This window comes from Weeksella virosa DSM 16922 (genome assembly GCF_000189415.1).
GTDB classification, from domain to species: Bacteria; Bacteroidota; Bacteroidia; order Flavobacteriales; family Weeksellaceae; genus Weeksella; species Weeksella virosa.
Genome location: NC_015144.1, coordinates 623,073 through 639,972 on the forward strand (window position 1 = coordinate 623,073; position 16,900 = coordinate 639,972).

Genomic DNA, 16,900 nt, shown 5'->3' on the forward strand with positions numbered 1-16,900 from the left:
TGAAGTTCAAAATAATTGACAAAAAAACTACATCAATGAACAAGAACAAGTAATTCTCCGAACTTACCCATAATACTTCTTGATCAAATTTTCTAAATAGTCTGTTTTGTTGGTGATCTCAAAACGATAGGCCAATTCGCTTAGATCGATGCTATAATGTTCGCCTTTGGGTTCTAAATTTACTTTTGCTTTTCCTCCGAAAACTTTTTCGAAACCATCGATAATTTCTGGAATATGAAAATTCTCGGTATAAGCAACATTCACAATTTGGTTTTTCTTATCGTGCTGTATATAAGAAAGAGCAATGTTTTTCACGTCTTCGACATCAATCAAATTACGCGTGGCAAATTGATGTATCGTTAAGGCTGCTTGATCCATAAATTGTCGATAGAGATAATTCATCAACAAATTGGGATTACCACCCTTCCCAACCGCATTACTAACGCGCAAAATCAAATAACTGCTTGCTTTTTCTTTGATGATTTCTTCCATGTGCAATTTATGCAACACATAAGGACTATTGTATTTAGACGAATCGTAAATAGAACACGTACTGAAATACACAAAGAGCAGATTCGGAAATTGCGCGATCGTTTCTTCGATTAATTTTTGCTCTCTCATGAACTGACTCGGATCTGATTCGGAAGAATTCGAAACACCCGAAGCAAAAAACAAAATTTCATCCGAATCAACCTCAGCAAATTGAGTCGCAATCAAACCTTTTCCTATGATCATGATAAGTTATCTAGAATTATTTCTGATGATTTGCCATTTCCAAATGGATTTACAAACTTATGTAAATCACTTTTGATTTCTTTGTAAAATTCATCTTTTATTTTTTGCTTATTAGCACCTACTAAAACTCCACAGCCACAATCTAATACCTCTGGTCTTTCTGTTTCTTCTCTTAGTATAATTACTTTCTTTTGTAGCGTAGGAGCCTCCTCCTGTATACCTCCTGAATCTGATATAATTAATAATGAGCGTGCCATTAACTTAACAGCTTCTATATAATTCAAAGGTTCTATAAATTGTATATTATCTGGGACGGTACTAAAAGTCTTAAAAATAAATTCTCTTGTTTTGGGGTTTGGGTGTAAACTCCAATGAAAATTAATTGTAGGATTTTCTTCTGCTAATTCTTTTATAGCACTGCAAATAGAAAACATATTATCGCTTATATTTTCTCGTCTATGTGCTGTAATAAAAACATCATTCTCTTTTTGTAGGGTGATGTTTTCTTTTTTCAGAACATAAGTAAGCATATCTATAATCGTGTTCCCTGTTGTGATAATTTTATTTTGCTCTATATTTTCTTTCAATAAATTTTGTACTGCTAACTGGGTTGGCGCAAAATTTAGGGTGCTTGCTAGAGAAACAACTCTACGATTGAATTCTTCTGGGAAAGGGAAACGAATATCATTTGTCCTTAGGCCTGCTTCGACATGAAAAAAATCTTTTTTTTCTAGGAAAGCCACCATTGCAGAAGCTAGTACTGTGAATGTATCACCTTGTGCTATAATCTTCTTAATGTTATGACTGTTTATTACACCCGAAATTGTATCGATAAGTTTAGCTAATAAGTTAGAGTTTGAAAACTCTTTCGACTGTGCTTTTAAATTATAATCTGGGCTGAAATCAAATAGCTGTTCCATTTCTGTCAACATAGTTGTATGTTGCCCCGTATTTATTGTTATGTATTGTAGTTCTCTTTTTTCTGCTTCGAGTATTATTGGGAAGACTTTTAGAAATTCTGGTCGAGTACCATAGATTATAGCTATCATTTTTAGATTTGTTTGTTTTATGATAAGCAACTAAAGGTAAAATTAATTTATAGAATAAATATTTAATTAATAAATATTTTCGTAAATAATTTTATCATCTTTTGCTAAAAAGATTTCTGAGCACATATTTTACAATCATTCTAAAGGGAATTTGATTTAAAATCTGTTCTACATTGATCATTTTTTGATTGTAGATAACATTATGAACTTCTTTTTTTCCATTTCTGATTTCTGCAAACTCCTTAGTTTTATAATACGCATGAACAAAATCTTTGAAAGGGTTCGGATAATCTCTTTCATGCCATGTACCTACAAAATGATGTGTTGCATAATTTTTTGGCAAGTCTAAGCAAAAATATGTAGATGGGTAAATCACAATACCGTCTTTTCCTTTTTGGTATTCGTCTTTATCGGGGTTGATGCCATATTCTTTTACCAATAAGTCTGATACAAAAACCGTGTTGGTAGTTAAGTCAAAGTTTGTTTTTTTGTTGTAAAATTCTATTACTCTCTTAGCCCATGAGTGTCCTTTTTCCGTCGCCCAAAGTGCTGTAAAAGGCGAACCTTTGATTTCGAAGCCCGAAAATGCTCTGTGATGTAAAAATTCATCTAAAGGTAATTTGACTTCCACATCTATATCCATATAAATCCCTCCCATTTCGTATAATGCTAATGCTCTAGCATAATCCGAGACAAATGCCCATTTTCTTTGTTCTGCTGCTAAACGCACGTATTCACAACAATTGATATCGAAGTTAGACTCATTCCATTCTATTATTTTATAGTCTGGTAAATACTTTTTCCAGCTATCAAGACAGATATAAAAAGATTCGGGTTTTGGTTTTCCTCCAAACCAACAGTAGTGGATTATTTTCGGAATCATATATTAATTATTGCCTTAGTTATATTTTTTAATAATAAAGGGAAAGACTTAACATCCTGATATTGTTGCAGTAATAATTTTAGATAGTATTTATCAAAGATATTATATTTTTTATTTTCTATTTCTAGTGCAATTCTCTCTCGCATTGAATGATTCAATAGATTTTTATAGTCATCAAATCCGTTCTGGATTAAGTCTCGATATACATCACATGTAAATTTTATTTTCTTTCTATAATTTAGTGACATAAAAACATTGTTTCCGTGTATTCTATAAACAGCATCAAAATCATCAGTATATAATCCCAAACCATGGTCTAGTATATGATGTTTTATGTGGGTGTCGCAATAGAACTTATATTGATGTCTTAGCTCTAAATTTAGTGCAGAACTACGAAAAACAATAGTCATCGTTTGGATTCGCATAAATTTCATAAAATCTTCTTGAGAGAACTTGAAGCTGTTTTTACCTCTAAAGAAATCCTCTCTAAAATATGGGCAATCCACAGTATGTCCGTCATTGTATAGCTCACGGTATTTATGACAAGCTAGAACAACATCCGTGTTATTTTCTAATAAGTCTATTTGTTTTTGCAATTTATTTTCATTCGTCCAAAAATCATCACCTTCGCACATTGCGATATATTTCGAACCAGAATCTTTACACATTTGAAGTGTATAAATAAAATTAGGCATCCAACCTAAATTACTTGGCTGTGAAATGAAAATTACATTATCCTTTTTAGGATGATTAGATAAAAAATCATTAACAGTTTTAACTGTATTATCCGTTGAGCAATCATCAGAAAGATAAACTTTGTATTCAAAATTAGTTTTTTGGTTTAATACACTTGTAAGAGCTTCGATAATAAACTTTTCTTGATTATAGGATATCATGAAAACTGACACTAGTGGCTTGTTATTTACCATAAACATTAATAAAAAAATAATGACAACTAATTGTTTATAAGCAAATTTACAAATATTTTTTTAGTATTATCGGTAGAACCATCATTAACCACAAGCCATTTGAAATTTTTTATTTTTTTAAAAAAAACTTCGAAAAAGTCGAGGTAATAAATGCGACGGTTATAGGTAGGCGTAAATATTGTAATCATCTATAATTCTTGTAGTTGAACCATTTTTCTGAACTTTTCTGATTTGGCTAGTAAATTTTGATATTCACCACTTTCTACAATTTCTCCCTCATGCATCAAGTAAATACAATCCACATCTTTTATGGTTGATAATCTGTGAGCAATGATAACTATTGTTGTTTTCCCTTGTAGCAAGTCGATACTATCTTTAATATATTTTTCGGTTTCAGAATCCAAAGCAGATGTTGCCTCATCAAGAATAAGTAAATCTACTTCTCTATACAACTCTCTTGCGATTGAAATTCTTTGCTTCTGTCCTCCAGAAACCAGTATTCCGTTATTACCTAATGCAGTGTTTTCTTTGTCTTTTAGCCCGGCATAGAAACTATCCAAAGCTACCATTTTCAATGTTTGATGAAATTTCTCTAAATTTTCTTCGTTTTTTTCATCCCACAGAGTGATATTATTAAACAAAGTATCATCAAAAATAACTGCCTCTTGAGTAATATATCCTACTTTCTCTCGATAAGATTTTATATTAAAATCCCCTATATTTTCCTCATTATTATACATCTCACCTTCATGTGGAGTGATTAGTCCGCATATAATATTAGCCAATGTTGTTTTACCTGCACCACTCTCACCAACCAATGCAATCGAAGTATTTTTACGAATTTGAAGATTAATGTTTTTTAAAACTTGTTTTTCTCCAAATGTCACATGAACATTCTGCAATTCTATATTATTGATATGGTCGATTTTATTTCCTATTGTACTTTCTTTATACTCTCCCATTTCATCAATTAAATTTTCTACTGCATCCACTCCTACAGAAGTTTTTATGAAACTATTTATAGTACTTTGTAGAGAAACAAGATAATTCAATGATCTATAAAACAACAATAAACTCACCATAATTGATGAAAAATCATTCTGTAACACTTCGACTTGTAAATAAAGCACGACAGCAATAATTATGATGATCATCGGTTCGCGCAACGAGTCGGCTATTGTTCCAATTAGCCCTATTTTATATGATATATTTTCAGAGTTTTTAATGTCGTGTTCTAGACGAGTCTTAAAAATAGTGAATTTGTTAGTCGCTTTAAGGTACTTGAAGTTATTACTTACTTGGATCAGTCTCCCACTAAAATCATTGCCTACACTCACCAATTCTGCAGCATGTCTTTTCGTGACTTTATTGATGTATTTGTATAAAAAATTAGTCAATCCTGCACCGAAAGCTATCATTATTGCAAATTTCCAGTTTGCTAAAAAAGCCATTAGAACATACGTAATAAGCATCACCACATGCTGTATAGACATAAAATAGGCATTCATACTGGTCATAACCTGCCCCGTCTGCGCAACCATAATATTTTGTACTTTTCCTGCATCCAAGTGTGTGAAGCCTTCATAACTCAAACCGTTAAGTCCGGCCAATAGCTTCAAACGAATTTTCCTCAACGCAATCAAAAGTGTCTTATTCAAATAATTACCTTTCAAATAATAAAAGACACCTTTTAGTACAAAAAGAAAAATCATTACCAGAAGGGTATTACCCAAACTCAACTCTATATTTTTCTCTTGCAAAAAGTCTATTAGCGGTTGTAAATTACTTAAAGATTCATTCCCAGAACTATCAGAATTTGTTGCAATTGCCAACAAAGGAATAAACATGGCCAATCCTAAGCTATCAAATAACCCTATCAAGAAATTCAGAAATACATATACGTAAAAACGATTTCCGATAAAACCTTTTACATACTTAAAATAACTATAATAAGAAATTTTACTGTTTTTCTTTATCTTATCCACTACTACAATATCTGTTTCAAATATTCTCCATAACCGCTTTTACCGTATTTCTCGGCTGCAGTCAGAAGTTGTTCTTTGTTAATAAATCCGTTTCTATACGCAATTTCTTCGATGCAAGAGATACTAAAACCTTGTCTTCTTTGGATTACCCGAACATATTCCGATGCTTCGTGCAACGACTCGAACGTCCCGGTATCCAACCAAGCTGTTCCCCGCCCCATAATTCCAACTTCCAGTTCTCCCAATTCCAAATAAATCTTGTTGATATCGGTAATTTCCAATTCACCTCGTGCCGAAGGTTTCAAATTCTTGGCTATTTCTACCACTCGATTATCATAAAAATACAATCCCGGTACCGCATAATTCGATTTCGGATGAGTCGGTTTTTCTTCTATCGAAACTACTTTTTGTTGCTCATCAAACTCAACAACTCCATACCGCTCAGGATCAGAAACTTGATACGCAAACACACAACCGCCTTCTACTTCAGTTTTGCTTTGTAGCAACTTGGCCAAACCTGCACCATAGAAAATATTATCACCCAAAACCAGCGCAACCTTATCTTCGCCAATAAATTCTTCGCCAATGATAAATGCCTGCGCCAAACCATCGGGGCTTGGCTGAATTTTATATTCGATTTTACATCCGATTTGCGATCCGTCGCCCAAAAGTTTTTGGAATGAATCGGAATCCTGTGGCGTGGTAATGATCAAAATATCACGAATTCCCGCCAGCATCAAAGTGGAAAGCGGATAATAAATCATGGGTTTATCATAAACCGGCATCAGCTGTTTACTCACAGAAATAGTCAACGGATAAAGTCTCGTCCCGGAGCCACCGGCTAATATTATTCCTTTCATTTATAAGTATTTAAGTATTTGAGTGATGAGTTATTGAGTATTGCTGAATGTCCATTTTCCTGAATCTTTCGACATTTTAACTAACATAGCCAATATTTCATCGTACTTCAAATACAATTCGTTATATATTTCTTTATCAATATAATTGCAAGCTAAAGAAAAATCCAGCCAATTTTGTGTCTCGGCTGCTTCTCCTTCTGAATCAATTAGTTTATTGATAAATAATTTTTCATATCTTCTTTTTCTCCAAGCTTCGGAAATATTTCCACATACGGATCTGGAAGAACGTCGGATTTGGTCTGTTAGTGAATATCTTTCTTCAATAGGAAATGACTTACTCAAAAAATAAATTTGCATTGCTGAATCAAAGGCTTTCTGATAAACTATTAAATCTTTATGATATTTTATTAAACTCATCTCTCAATTATTTAATTGTTCAACCACTCAACCATTCAACCACTCAACCACTCAACCATTCAACCATTCAACCATTCAATCACTCAACCACTCAACCACTCAACCATTCAATCACTCAACCACTCAACCACTCAACTATACTGTTTGTCATAATATTTCTGATATTCACCCGATGTTACATGGTCCAACCACTCCTGATTGGCTAAAAACCAATCTATCGTTGCCGATAAACCTTCTTCGAAGGTTACGGATGGTTTCCAACCCAATTCTTTATTTATTTTTGTAGCATCGATCGCATAACGCAAATCGTGCCCCGGACGGTCTTTTACGAAAGTAATTAATTTCTCACTTTCGCCTTTTTCACGACCAAGTTTCTCATCCATTTGTCGACAAAGCTCTTTCACCAAATCGATATTCGTCCATTCATTGAACCCTCCAATATTGTACGCTTTTCCTGTTTTTCCTTCGTGGAAAACCAAGTCGATTGCTTTCGCATGATCGATCACATACAACCAATCGCGGGTATATTTTCCGTCACCATAAATCGGTAAAGGTTTTTTATTTAGGATATTATGAATGCATAGCGGAATCAATTTTTCTGGGAAATGATTCGGGCCATAATTGTTAGAACAATTTGTGATTACAATCGGTAAACCATAGGTATCATGATACGCTCGCACAAAATGATCAGAAGATGCTTTGGAAGCCGAATACGGAGAATGCGGATCATACGAAGTTTCTTCAGTGAAATATCCAGTTTCGCCTAGCGTTCCATAAACTTCATCTGTAGAAACATGATGAAAACGTTTTCCTGAATAATCATTTTGCCAAGTTGCTTTTGCAGCATTTAATAAATTAACCGTTCCGATTACGTTCGTCATCACAAAATCTATCGGATTGCTGATCGAGCGATCCACATGCGACTCAGCGGCTAGATGAATTACGCCATCGGGCTGATAGCGCTCGAACAATGCATTCACCGCTTTTGCATCGACAATATCCACTTTCTCGAAGCGATAATTCGGATGATGTTCTACATCTTTCAGGTTTTCTAGATTTCCGGCATACGTCAGGGCATCTATATTCACAATCGTATAATTCGGATGTTTCTGCAAAAACTCGCGAACCACGTGCGAACCAATAAAACCTGCTCCTCCGGTAATAAATATCGTTGTCATAAATTGCTTTCTTAAATAGTTATACACTGTTCTTTTGCCAATTGATTTGTAGAAAAATATTTCTCTCCTCTAGAACACCTAACTCCTATAAGTTTCAATCATCAAATATAACTTATTCTTTTGTTTATCACTCATCAAATTGTATTAACTCTGATGTAATCAACAATGCATCAGCGTCTTCTATTGCCGTATACCTATCGCTTGTATTGTGGATTTTATGACCTGAAACTTTTTTTACATTTTTTGGGATAATAACCCTGTCGTACATCACAGCCTCTGTCTTTTCTTTTATTTATTCATTGAGCATTTCAAGAGCCAATTTCCTACTCGTTTATCCGACCCCATTTCAAGACAAAACTTATCATTCTTCGTTCCGACCAATATCATACTTTGCATGTTCAGACGAGTTTTCAGGCATCCTACTTACCAGAAATCTTGCTTCGGTCAACGAACGATAAACCCGACACTAGAAATCGAGAACTTGGTAAGAAGTAGCTCCTACAAACACACGGTTTGGATACCTAACATCTTAAAGTAGCACAACCTTTGTGTATAAATTCTGGATTAGAAACCACTTATCTTGTTCCTACAACAGCAATATTCATCGTTTATGTTGGCAATTAAAGAGCACAAAATTACATATTTTGCACGAATATTACTACCCAAAAAACATTGACATTTAAAAAGTCTGACGGTTAAATAATATTAAAAATCAATTGCTAAACAAAAGTATTTTTCTAATAAAATCTCATAAAACATTAGTAGTTCCTTAAAAATCAAATTACCTTTACCAAGAAATAAAAATAGCATGTCAGTAACCAAAGATTTAAAACGTATAACGACCGAAACAATTCGTAAAATGAAATTTTCGGGCGAAAAGATATCCATGTTAACGGCTTATGATTTTACGATTGCTACTTTAGTAGATGCAGCCGGCACCGAAATAATTTTGGTCGGAGATTCTGCTGCCAACGTTATGGCCGGTCACGAGACTACTCTGCCAATTACTCTAGACCAAATGATTTACCATGCACAGTGTGTTGTTCGTGCTGCAAAAAGAGCATTGGTCGTTGTAGATTTACCGTTTGGTACTTATCAATCTGACCCACAAAAAGCATTGGAATCTGCCGTAAGAATCATGAAAGAGTCGGGTGCCCATGCCGTGAAATTAGAAGGCGGAAAAGAAATCGAAGAATCGATCAAAAGAATCATCAATGCAGGAATTCCTGTGATGGGACATCTAGGGCTTACACCTCAATCGATTTATCAATTCGGGTCGTATAAAGTACGCGCCAAAGATAATTCTGAAGCAGAACAACTCATCAGCGATGCAAAACTGGTAGAAGAGTTGGGTTGTTTTGCCTTGGTGATGGAAAAAATCCCTGCCGATTTAGCCAAAAAAGTAACAGAAACCATCCAAATTCCTACAATCGGGATTGGTGCCGGAAATAGTACAGATGGGCAAGTTTTGGTCGTGCACGATATGTTGGGCCTCAATAACGAGTTCAACCCTAAATTTGTTCGCAAATATTTACAACTAGAAGACCAAATAAAATCAGCAATCGAAAATTATGTAGCCGATGTAAAGTCTTCTGATTTTCCAAATGAAAATGAACAATATTGATAACTTATCCAACATAAAAATAAGTTAATGATGAAAAACTGTAAAAATAATCCTAACGAAAACTAAATTTTTTTATCCACTATAATTCATGGTAAACCCTGACATTCTATTCGAAGACAATCATTTATTGATTATAAATAAAAAACCTGGTGAATTGGCACAAGGCGACAATACCGGCGATATCCCACTAGTAGATAGCCTGAAAGCCTACATCAAAGAACGTGATCACAAACCTGGCAATGTGTTTTTGGGTTTAGTTCATCGTTTGGATCGACCAACTTCTGGGATAATAATGTTTGCAAAAACATCGAAAGCTTTGGCACGCATGAATGATGCCTTCCAGAAGCGGGAAGTAACCAAAGTGTATCGCGCATTGATACAGGGAAAACCGCCAAAAGAACACGATCGTTTGACACACTACCTTCGTAAAAATCAGAAAAACAACAAAACAACCGTTTTTAGCCAACCCACCAACAATGCCAAAGAAGCAATTCTCGAATACTATTGGGTAGGAAGCCTGGATTCGTATGAAGTGCTCGATGTACAACTTTTCACCGGACGCTCTCACCAAATTCGGGCACAACTGAGCTTTATCGGATGCCCCATAAAAGGCGATCTGAAATACGGTGCAAAACGTTCTAATCCAGACGGAAGCATCTCTCTGCATGCAAGAAAATTAATATTTACGCATCCCGTGAGCAAAGAAGAAATCACCATTATTGCTCCTCCACCAAAAGATGTTTTGTGGGAGGCAAGTTTAGGTTTTGAGTAAATCTCTATCTTTACAGACATTTTTTCATTATATGAATCAGTTGGTGTTTTGGATAGTAAAGGCCTTTTCTAAGTTACCCTTTCCGGTCTTGTATTTTATTTCGGATATCATTTATTTCGGATTGAATTATTTGATCGGTTATCGACGCAAGGTAATCTTCAACAATCTAAAAAATTCATTTCCCGAAAAATCCAATCGAGAGATAAAACAAATCCAAAAAGAATTCTATAAAAACTTTGCCGATTATTTGGTAGAAACCCTCAAAGCCTTCACGATCAGCCCAGAAGAACTTGAGAAACGACATACGCATTCTGGTTTAGACATTATGAATCAGATTCAGCTCGAAAAGAAAAATGTTTTTTTAATGGCGGGTCATGTTTTCAATTGGGAATGGTTTATTGGCACAGCACTTATCTTACCTACCCCAAAAAATGTTGCCGTGTATCATCGTTTACGAAATGCTTTTTGGGACAAAAAAATGCAACAATTACGCGCTCGTTACCGAACAACAACCGTAGAAATGCGTCGCGTAATCCGAGTAATGTTACAAACACCCAATGACGGAAACACGACCTATCTTTTGATTGCCGACCAGAGTCCGAAGAAACATGAAATACATTACTCGCTAGATTTCTTACATCAACAAACACCTGTCTTTACGGGTTTCGATAAGTTGCTAACCAAGAAAGATTTTGCGGTTGTCTATGCCCAAACGACCAAAATAAAACGCGGCTATTATCATACCGAATTCATTCGAATTTTACCCGATGGTGAAGATTTTGTAGAAAACGAAGCGGTAAATAAGTTCTTTCATCTGCTCCAGAAAACCATTCAGCAACAACCAAGCAATTGGTTATGGAGTCATAAACGTTGGAAACATGCACAAAACAAATCTTATGGATAAACTGGCAATTTGCATTCTAAATTGGAACGGCAGAAAACTATTGGAAGAGTTTCTACCATCGGTTGTCGAAAACAGTAAAGGTTACCCGATTTATCTTATAGACAACCAATCGTCTGATGATTATTTAACACTATTGCAAGAAAAATTTCCAGATGTTCGGGTTATACAAAACTCTGAGAATCATGGTTTTGCAAAAGGCTACAATATTGGTTTACAATCTATTGATGCAGAATATTTTTGTTTACTAAATTCGGATGTAGAAGTTAGCAAAAATTGGATAGAACCGGTTCTGCAACTTTTTGATACGGATAAAAACATTAGCGCAATTCAACCCAAAATTTTATCCTACCGAAACAAAGACGAGTTCGAATACGCTGGTGCTGCAGGCGGTTTTATTGATAATTTGGGCTATCCGTATTGCCGAGGAAGACTTTTTTTTACCATAGAAAAGGACAGACAACAATACAATGATTCGATTGAAATTTTTTGGGCTTCGGGCGCGTGTTTATTTATTCGTGCAAAAGATTATTGGGCTGTCGATGGTTTTGATGAAGATTTTGAGGCTCACATGGAAGAAATTGATTTATGTTGGCGTCTGAAAAATAGAGGCAAAAAGATTATGTTTTGCGGAGATTCTACGGTTTATCATTTAGGAGCTGCAACGCTGAAAAAAGATTCGTACAAAAAAATGTACCTCAACTACCGCAATAGTTTATGGATGAATGTGAAAAACCTACCCAAAAGTCGTTTATTTCCGTGTCTTTTTGCAAGACTTTCTTTAGACGGAATAGCGGCAATTGCTTTTTTACCAAGTAAAGGTTTCTCTCATTTGCGTGCTGTATTTTGGTCACACATGCACTTTTATCGTGGCCTGAAAAAAATGTATCGCAAACGAGAACTTCATCCTATCAAGAATTATTATCAGACAAAGTTTCTTGTTTTTCAGTATTTTATTGCTACCAAAAGAAAATTCACCGATCTCGATAATTAATCTTATCCTTCTTTTTATATTTTAGGTAAAACTAACTTTTTTTCGATTGTTTGTAAAAACATAAAAGAGAATTTTAATCATAAAATCTTCTTCCTATCGAGTATTTTTTTATAATCTCTACAATAAAATATCAAACTAAGAAAAACCATAGAACCAAGCGGATAACAATTTAATTCCCACTATAGGACTGATGCTTCTAGTAAGTACAAATACTACTCATCAAACCAAAAACAAAACATAATCTATAAAAAACACAAAAAATTTATCTACAATTCTGATAATAAAAGAGAAATGAAACAAGGCACAAAAAAAACTAGCCAATAGTTCTAATTTCTCCTTATTTTTAAGCATAAAATAACTTAAAAATGAAAGCATTAATCATTGTCGATTTACAGTACGACTTTTTACCAGGTGGTAAATTGGCCGTTCCTCATGGAGATGAAATCATCAAACGCATCAACGAATTGCAAGCCAAGTTCGAGCTGATTATTGCCACCCAAGATTGGCACCCCGAAAAACACCAAAGTTTTGCATCTCAACATCCGAACAATCAAGTTTTGGATATTGTCGATTTGCAAGGTTATCCGCAAACACTATGGCCAGATCATTGTGTGCAAGGAACAAAAGGCGCAGAGTTGAGCCACGAATTACATCAGAACAAACTTTCCGCAATCATCCGAAAAGGCATGAATCCTTCGATCGATTCGTACAGTGCTTTTTTCGATAATAACCATCAACGCAAAACTGGCTTACACGGCTACTTACAAGAACAAGGCGTAACCGAAATTTTTGTATGCGGTTTGGCTGCTGATTTTTGTGTCTATTTCACCGCCATGGACGCACTGAAATTGGGATACAAAGTTCATATTCTCGAGCGTGCCGTAAAAGCGATTGATAATGAAATGTACCAAGAAAAACTAAAAACATTTATTACCAAAGGCGGACAACTCACAAGCTATTTGGATTAAAAAAAAAATGGATTAGATGTAACGATTACAAAAAAAATACACCTAATAAAAAAACACAACGATTATGAAACAATTTATTTATACTTGTCTGATTGCTTTTTCTGCCATACATGTCGGATTTGCACAAGACCAAAACATAGAAGCCACCTATGTTATGAAAATCGATTTGAATGTTGAAGAAAACTTGAAAAACGTTCCGAAAGCATTTCAATCCGAAGCAAGAAAAAACCTAGAAACTGCTAATAAAGAAGGTGTTTATGTAGATTACACCCTGAAAGCAGATGGCAAAAAATCTGTTTATCAATTGGTAGAAAAAATTAGTAATGATAATTCGATATCGGCACAAGTCGTAAAAATGATGACGATGATGGACAAAGAACCTCTGTACAAATTAATCGACAACAACGAATACACAAAACTCTATGACATGTTTGGCAAACGCTACCAAATAAAAGACCAATTAATCAACTTCAACTGGAAAATAACCCGTGAGAAAACTAAAATCAACGGATACGATGTTACCAAAGCAACAGGCGTTATCAACGACAGCATTCCGGTAACTGCTTGGTATGCACCACAAATTACTGTAAAAGATGGTCCCGACCGTTTTTGGGGTTTGCCAGGTTTGATTGTGAAAGTTGACGGTAAAAATGAAAAAGCAGATTTTTCTATCCAATTAAAAGACCTAAAAATCACTGATAAACCAGTGAAAATTAACGTTCCGACCGAAAAGAAAACCTATACCATGAAAGAATACGAAGAAGAAATGCGTATTTGGGAACAAAACATTCGCGAACAAATGAACCAAGGCGTAGAAACCGATTAATTACATACGCTCTATTAAAATTAATGTATGAGGATTGTATTTTTCTTGATCTTATTATTGGGATTATCCAATGGTGTTTTTGCACAAAATTGTACCGTGAAAGGTATTTTACAAGACGAAAACGGCTTACCTATCAACGATGCAACGGTTTCTATTTTCAATACGCAAAATGAAGGAGTTGGTTTCACCTATTCTAACCTCGAGGGTGAGTTTTCACTTGAGGTTCCTTGCCATGAAAAGTATGAAATAGAAGTCGAACATTCTGGTTTTGAGCAAGTGGTTCAAGCATTGGATTTATCAAAAAATCAGCAACTAAAACTAAAACTAAAAGCCACCAAGACCATTGCTTTGCAAGAAGCCATTATCAATGCCAAACAAGCAATAAAAATAAAAGGAGATACTATAGAATATGATGCAGACTCCTTCAAGGTTGGGAATGAAGAAGTGTTGGAGGATATCCTAAAAAAACTGCCCGGTATTGTAGTAGAAAACGGAAAAGTATACCACAACGGGAAAGAAATTACTACTATCACCGTTGGCGGACGTGAAGTCTTGGGAGGTAACACCAAATTACTGAACAAGAATTTACCATCGGATGCAGTGGATAAAATCCAACTAAACAAGAAATTCAAAGCCAATCCATTTGCCTCTTCCCTACAGCAAGATGAGCAGATGTCGCTCAATATCGAACTAAAAGAGGACAAAAAAAATCTTGCCTTCGGGAATATAACCATTGGTGGAGACGCCAATCAACACGCCGATGCACAATCTAAAACATTTTATTTTAGCGAAAAAACAGATGCTACGCTCATCGGAGATTTCAACACTTATGGCAAGCAAGTTTTTGATCAGGAAGATTATATGAGTTTTTTTGGGGTATTCTCTGATTTTAACTCAGAAGGAAGTATACTCTCTTTGCGTTCTGCCAACACTACATTTAGCTTTCTAAGCACCCAAAATCAGGCACGAGAACTGAACACGTTTACCAGTGCAGCACATATGGGCTACCAAGCAAATAAAAATCTAATGGTGACCGGTTTTGGGATGTTGGCTTCGAACAATATCCGATACAATCAGTTGACAAAACGCTTTCATAGTGCATCGATCAACAACCGAATCGATCTAGATGAAGAACGAAATAAGCAAAATATTTTATCAGCAATGGGACGTTTACGACTTGATTATTCTCCGTCTGATCGATCGCAAATCAAGTATCGATTGAATTTCAATTATACCGAAAACAATCTAGAACAAAACCTATCATCCTACCAAAATAACACTTTTAGCGCCAGCAGAAGTGTAGAAAACAAACGGACGAATAACAGTATTACACAGAATTTTAGTTACATAAAAAAAGTAGGAAAAGACGATAACCTTGGTCTGTATTTCCGTCATCAATACCAAGAAGAAAAACCTGATTTGATGATTCGCTCTTCGCATGAGTTTTTGAGTAATCTTTACCCATTCTCGCTAAACTCGATCGATCAGCAACAGAAAACAAACGTAAATACCTTGCAGCTATATGCTGTTTATAACCATTTATTGAGCTATACTACAAACTTAAACCTAAAAGTAGGCACGAATTTCAGCAACCAAAAAAACACGACCACTACATTTGGGCAAGAAGAAATTTTGGCAGGAGAATTCTATAGCGGACGTGCCGATATGGACTTTCAACAGTTTTATATTTCGGCTTCAATCAAAAAGAAATTTGGTAGGTTTTTGATGGATGTCGGAACAGGCTTGCATCATTTGTATCAAAATATCGATTTTCTTAACGAAAGAAAAGAAGAAAAAGATACAAAATTTTTTCCGTTTGCAAATTTCGAATATAATTTTAGCAACGCTCATCAATTGAGTTTGGATTATCGCAGAAATTATTCTTATCCATCAATTAGAGATCTGAATCCATTGATGAAAATAAATTCTTATTTTTCTGTTTTTTACGGAAATAGAGATTTATACGCTAGCAATCAACATGATATGAATTTGAGATATTACTATTTCAATTCATTTTCCTTTTTTAATATTTACGCACAAGTAAGTTATACGATTCGCGACAATTCGATACAAACCATGTCTAATTTCTTGACCTATGTACCGCCAAATAATCCGGAAAATATACAGTTTAACCAAAGCAATACGCTGATTAATAGCCACAAAAACGAAAAATCTTTTTCTGCCAATTTGAATATCGGAAAACGCTTTTCTAAATTTTATCGTGCAAGTATCAACGGTAATTTTTCTAATATGGATTATTACACCTTTGTAAATAATGAATCGACCAATACACGTACAATTTCTCATTTCTATATGTTGGATAATATTTTCACATTCAAAAAGAAAGTAGAATTTACGGCCGGCCTCAAATGGATGCAAAATGATTATCGTTCACTAACAAAACAGAGTTTCGAGTCGTGGGTACCGAACGGTAATTTTGCTTGGACCTTTTTAGACAAATGGCTACTTCAGTCGGATATCAACTATCATTTGCAATACCAAAATGGCGAAAAAATCAATGAAGCCAAAGAACTCAATGCGTCTTTGCGCTATAATATTGCTAAAAAAACATACATTACTTTTATCGCAGGAAATATTTTAGGAAATGATTTACTCGTGACCAATTCATTCAACGATAACTATACCCAAACCACTCAGCAAGAAGTATTGGGTCGTTATTTTTTGGTAAATCTACGATATAAATTTTAAGGATTTTCTCAAAACCTCCGTTTACAAAATGCCGCTCCGAACTGGGCGGCATTTTTGTTGCAAAAAAGAT

General features: G+C 34.8%; 17 protein-coding genes. 7 read left to right on the top strand and 10 right to left on the bottom strand.

The genetic code is table 11. The annotated features are described in order from the left end of the window. Positions 1-63 precede the first annotated feature (63 nt). The 10 genes from WEEVI_RS03085 to WEEVI_RS11325 all read right to left on the bottom strand — a co-directional run bounded on the left by WEEVI_RS03085 (position 64) and on the right by WEEVI_RS11325 (position 8,304). Positions 64-735, bottom strand: coding sequence for an NAD-dependent epimerase/dehydratase family protein (locus tag WEEVI_RS03085; protein WP_013597723.1), 672 nt, complete (start codon positions 733-735; stop codon positions 64-66). Beyond that, positions 732-1,784, bottom strand: a complete 1,053-nt coding sequence (gene wecB, locus WEEVI_RS03090; protein ID WP_041942050.1) for a non-hydrolyzing UDP-N-acetylglucosamine 2-epimerase — start codon at positions 1,782-1,784, stop codon at positions 732-734. The genes WEEVI_RS03085 and wecB overlap by 4 nt, the downstream gene beginning before the upstream one ends. A gap of 94 nt (positions 1,785-1,878) precedes the next feature. Next, on the bottom strand, positions 1,879-2,667 hold the full coding sequence (locus WEEVI_RS03095; RefSeq protein WP_013597725.1) for a glycosyltransferase family 32 protein: 789 nt from the start codon (positions 2,665-2,667) through the stop codon (positions 1,879-1,881). Further along, positions 2,664-3,575, bottom strand: a complete 912-nt coding sequence (locus tag WEEVI_RS10885; protein WP_169308963.1) for a glycosyltransferase — start codon at positions 3,573-3,575, stop codon at positions 2,664-2,666. Before WEEVI_RS10885 ends, WEEVI_RS03095 begins: the two co-directional genes overlap by 4 nt. A gap of 47 nt (positions 3,576-3,622) precedes the next feature. Continuing rightward, complete coding sequence (locus WEEVI_RS11630) at positions 3,623-3,784, bottom strand: glycosyltransferase (protein ID WP_126414767.1); 162 nt, start codon at positions 3,782-3,784, stop codon at positions 3,623-3,625. Beyond that, entirely contained in the window at positions 3,785-5,581 is a 1,797-nt protein-coding gene (locus WEEVI_RS03105; protein WP_013597727.1) for an ABC transporter ATP-binding protein, read from the bottom strand. 2 nt (positions 5,582-5,583) lie between these two features. Continuing rightward, on the bottom strand, positions 5,584-6,441 hold the full coding sequence (rfbA, locus tag WEEVI_RS03110; RefSeq protein WP_013597728.1) for a glucose-1-phosphate thymidylyltransferase RfbA: 858 nt from the start codon (positions 6,439-6,441) through the stop codon (positions 5,584-5,586). A 30-nt stretch (positions 6,442-6,471) separates the two neighbouring features. Next, positions 6,472-6,858: a four helix bundle protein gene (locus WEEVI_RS03115; RefSeq protein WP_013597729.1), complete on the bottom strand. Its 387-nt coding sequence runs from the start codon at positions 6,856-6,858 to the stop codon at positions 6,472-6,474. 131 nt (positions 6,859-6,989) lie between these two features. Next, positions 6,990-8,036 carry a dTDP-glucose 4,6-dehydratase gene (gene rfbB / locus WEEVI_RS03120; protein ID WP_013597730.1) on the bottom strand — a complete coding sequence of 349 codons (1,047 nt, stop codon included), beginning with the start codon at positions 8,034-8,036 and terminating at the stop codon, positions 6,990-6,992. Positions 8,037-8,163: 127 nt separating this feature from the next. Next, on the bottom strand, positions 8,164-8,304 hold the full coding sequence (locus WEEVI_RS11325; protein ID WP_168160791.1) for a hypothetical protein: 141 nt from the start codon (positions 8,302-8,304) through the stop codon (positions 8,164-8,166). A 540-nt stretch (positions 8,305-8,844) separates the two neighbouring features. Here WEEVI_RS11325 and panB point away from each other — a divergent pair. The 7 genes from panB to WEEVI_RS03155 all read left to right on the top strand — a co-directional run bounded on the left by panB (position 8,845) and on the right by WEEVI_RS03155 (position 16,830). Continuing rightward, positions 8,845-9,660, top strand: coding sequence for a 3-methyl-2-oxobutanoate hydroxymethyltransferase (gene panB, locus WEEVI_RS03125; RefSeq protein WP_013597731.1), 816 nt, complete (start codon positions 8,845-8,847; stop codon positions 9,658-9,660). 88 nt (positions 9,661-9,748) lie between these two features. Next, positions 9,749-10,432: an RluA family pseudouridine synthase gene (locus tag WEEVI_RS03130; protein WP_013597732.1), complete on the top strand. Its 684-nt coding sequence runs from the start codon at positions 9,749-9,751 to the stop codon at positions 10,430-10,432. 31 nt (positions 10,433-10,463) lie between these two features. Beyond that, on the top strand, positions 10,464-11,336 hold the full coding sequence (locus WEEVI_RS03135) for a lysophospholipid acyltransferase family protein (protein WP_013597733.1): 873 nt from the start codon (positions 10,464-10,466) through the stop codon (positions 11,334-11,336). Continuing rightward, the gene (locus WEEVI_RS03140) at positions 11,329-12,327 is read left to right on the top strand and encodes a glycosyltransferase family 2 protein (RefSeq protein ID WP_041942248.1); all 999 of its coding nucleotides are present in this window, start codon (positions 11,329-11,331) and stop codon (positions 12,325-12,327) included. The genes WEEVI_RS03135 and WEEVI_RS03140 overlap by 8 nt, the downstream gene beginning before the upstream one ends. A gap of 365 nt (positions 12,328-12,692) precedes the next feature. After that, positions 12,693-13,295 (top strand): bifunctional nicotinamidase/pyrazinamidase, encoded by a 603-nt coding sequence (gene pncA, locus WEEVI_RS03145; RefSeq protein ID WP_013597735.1) that lies wholly within the window; start codon positions 12,693-12,695, stop codon positions 13,293-13,295. Between the two features lie 64 nt (positions 13,296-13,359). Next, positions 13,360-14,121: a GLPGLI family protein gene (locus tag WEEVI_RS03150; RefSeq protein ID WP_013597736.1), complete on the top strand. Its 762-nt coding sequence runs from the start codon at positions 13,360-13,362 to the stop codon at positions 14,119-14,121. A 27-nt stretch (positions 14,122-14,148) separates the two neighbouring features. Next, positions 14,149-16,830 carry a TonB-dependent receptor gene (locus WEEVI_RS03155; RefSeq protein ID WP_013597737.1) on the top strand — a complete coding sequence of 894 codons (2,682 nt, stop codon included), beginning with the start codon at positions 14,149-14,151 and terminating at the stop codon, positions 16,828-16,830. Positions 16,831-16,900 lie beyond the last annotated feature (70 nt).

Excerpts from the sequence above, each read along its gene's own strand:
- WEEVI_RS03095 (WP_013597725.1), bottom strand. The coding sequence starts at position 2,667 with ATGATTCCGAAAATAATCCACTACTGTTGGTTTGGAGGAAAACCAAAA.
- rfbA (WP_013597728.1), bottom strand. The coding sequence starts at position 6,441 with ATGAAAGGAATAATATTAGCCGGTGGCTCCGGGACGAGACTTTATCCG.
- WEEVI_RS03155 (WP_013597737.1), top strand. The coding sequence starts at position 14,149 with ATGAGGATTGTATTTTTCTTGATCTTATTATTGGGATTATCCAATGGT.
- WEEVI_RS11325 (WP_168160791.1), bottom strand. The coding sequence starts at position 8,304 with ATGTACGACAGGGTTATTATCCCAAAAAATGTAAAAAAAGTTTCAGGT.
- WEEVI_RS03130 (WP_013597732.1), top strand. The coding sequence starts at position 9,749 with ATGGTAAACCCTGACATTCTATTCGAAGACAATCATTTATTGATTATA.
- WEEVI_RS03135 (WP_013597733.1), top strand. The coding sequence starts at position 10,464 with ATGAATCAGTTGGTGTTTTGGATAGTAAAGGCCTTTTCTAAGTTACCC.
- wecB (WP_041942050.1), bottom strand. The coding sequence starts at position 1,784 with ATGATAGCTATAATCTATGGTACTCGACCAGAATTTCTAAAAGTCTTC.
- WEEVI_RS03140 (WP_041942248.1), top strand. The coding sequence starts at position 11,329 with ATGGATAAACTGGCAATTTGCATTCTAAATTGGAACGGCAGAAAACTA.
- panB (WP_013597731.1), top strand. The coding sequence starts at position 8,845 with ATGTCAGTAACCAAAGATTTAAAACGTATAACGACCGAAACAATTCGT.
- WEEVI_RS03150 (WP_013597736.1), top strand. The coding sequence starts at position 13,360 with ATGAAACAATTTATTTATACTTGTCTGATTGCTTTTTCTGCCATACAT.
- WEEVI_RS11630 (WP_126414767.1), bottom strand. The coding sequence starts at position 3,784 with ATGATTACAATATTTACGCCTACCTATAACCGTCGCATTTATTACCTC.
- WEEVI_RS03085 (WP_013597723.1), bottom strand. The coding sequence starts at position 735 with ATGATCATAGGAAAAGGTTTGATTGCGACTCAATTTGCTGAGGTTGAT.
- WEEVI_RS03115 (WP_013597729.1), bottom strand. The coding sequence starts at position 6,858 with ATGAGTTTAATAAAATATCATAAAGATTTAATAGTTTATCAGAAAGCC.
- pncA (WP_013597735.1), top strand. The coding sequence starts at position 12,693 with ATGAAAGCATTAATCATTGTCGATTTACAGTACGACTTTTTACCAGGT.
- rfbB (WP_013597730.1), bottom strand. The coding sequence starts at position 8,036 with ATGACAACGATATTTATTACCGGAGGAGCAGGTTTTATTGGTTCGCAC.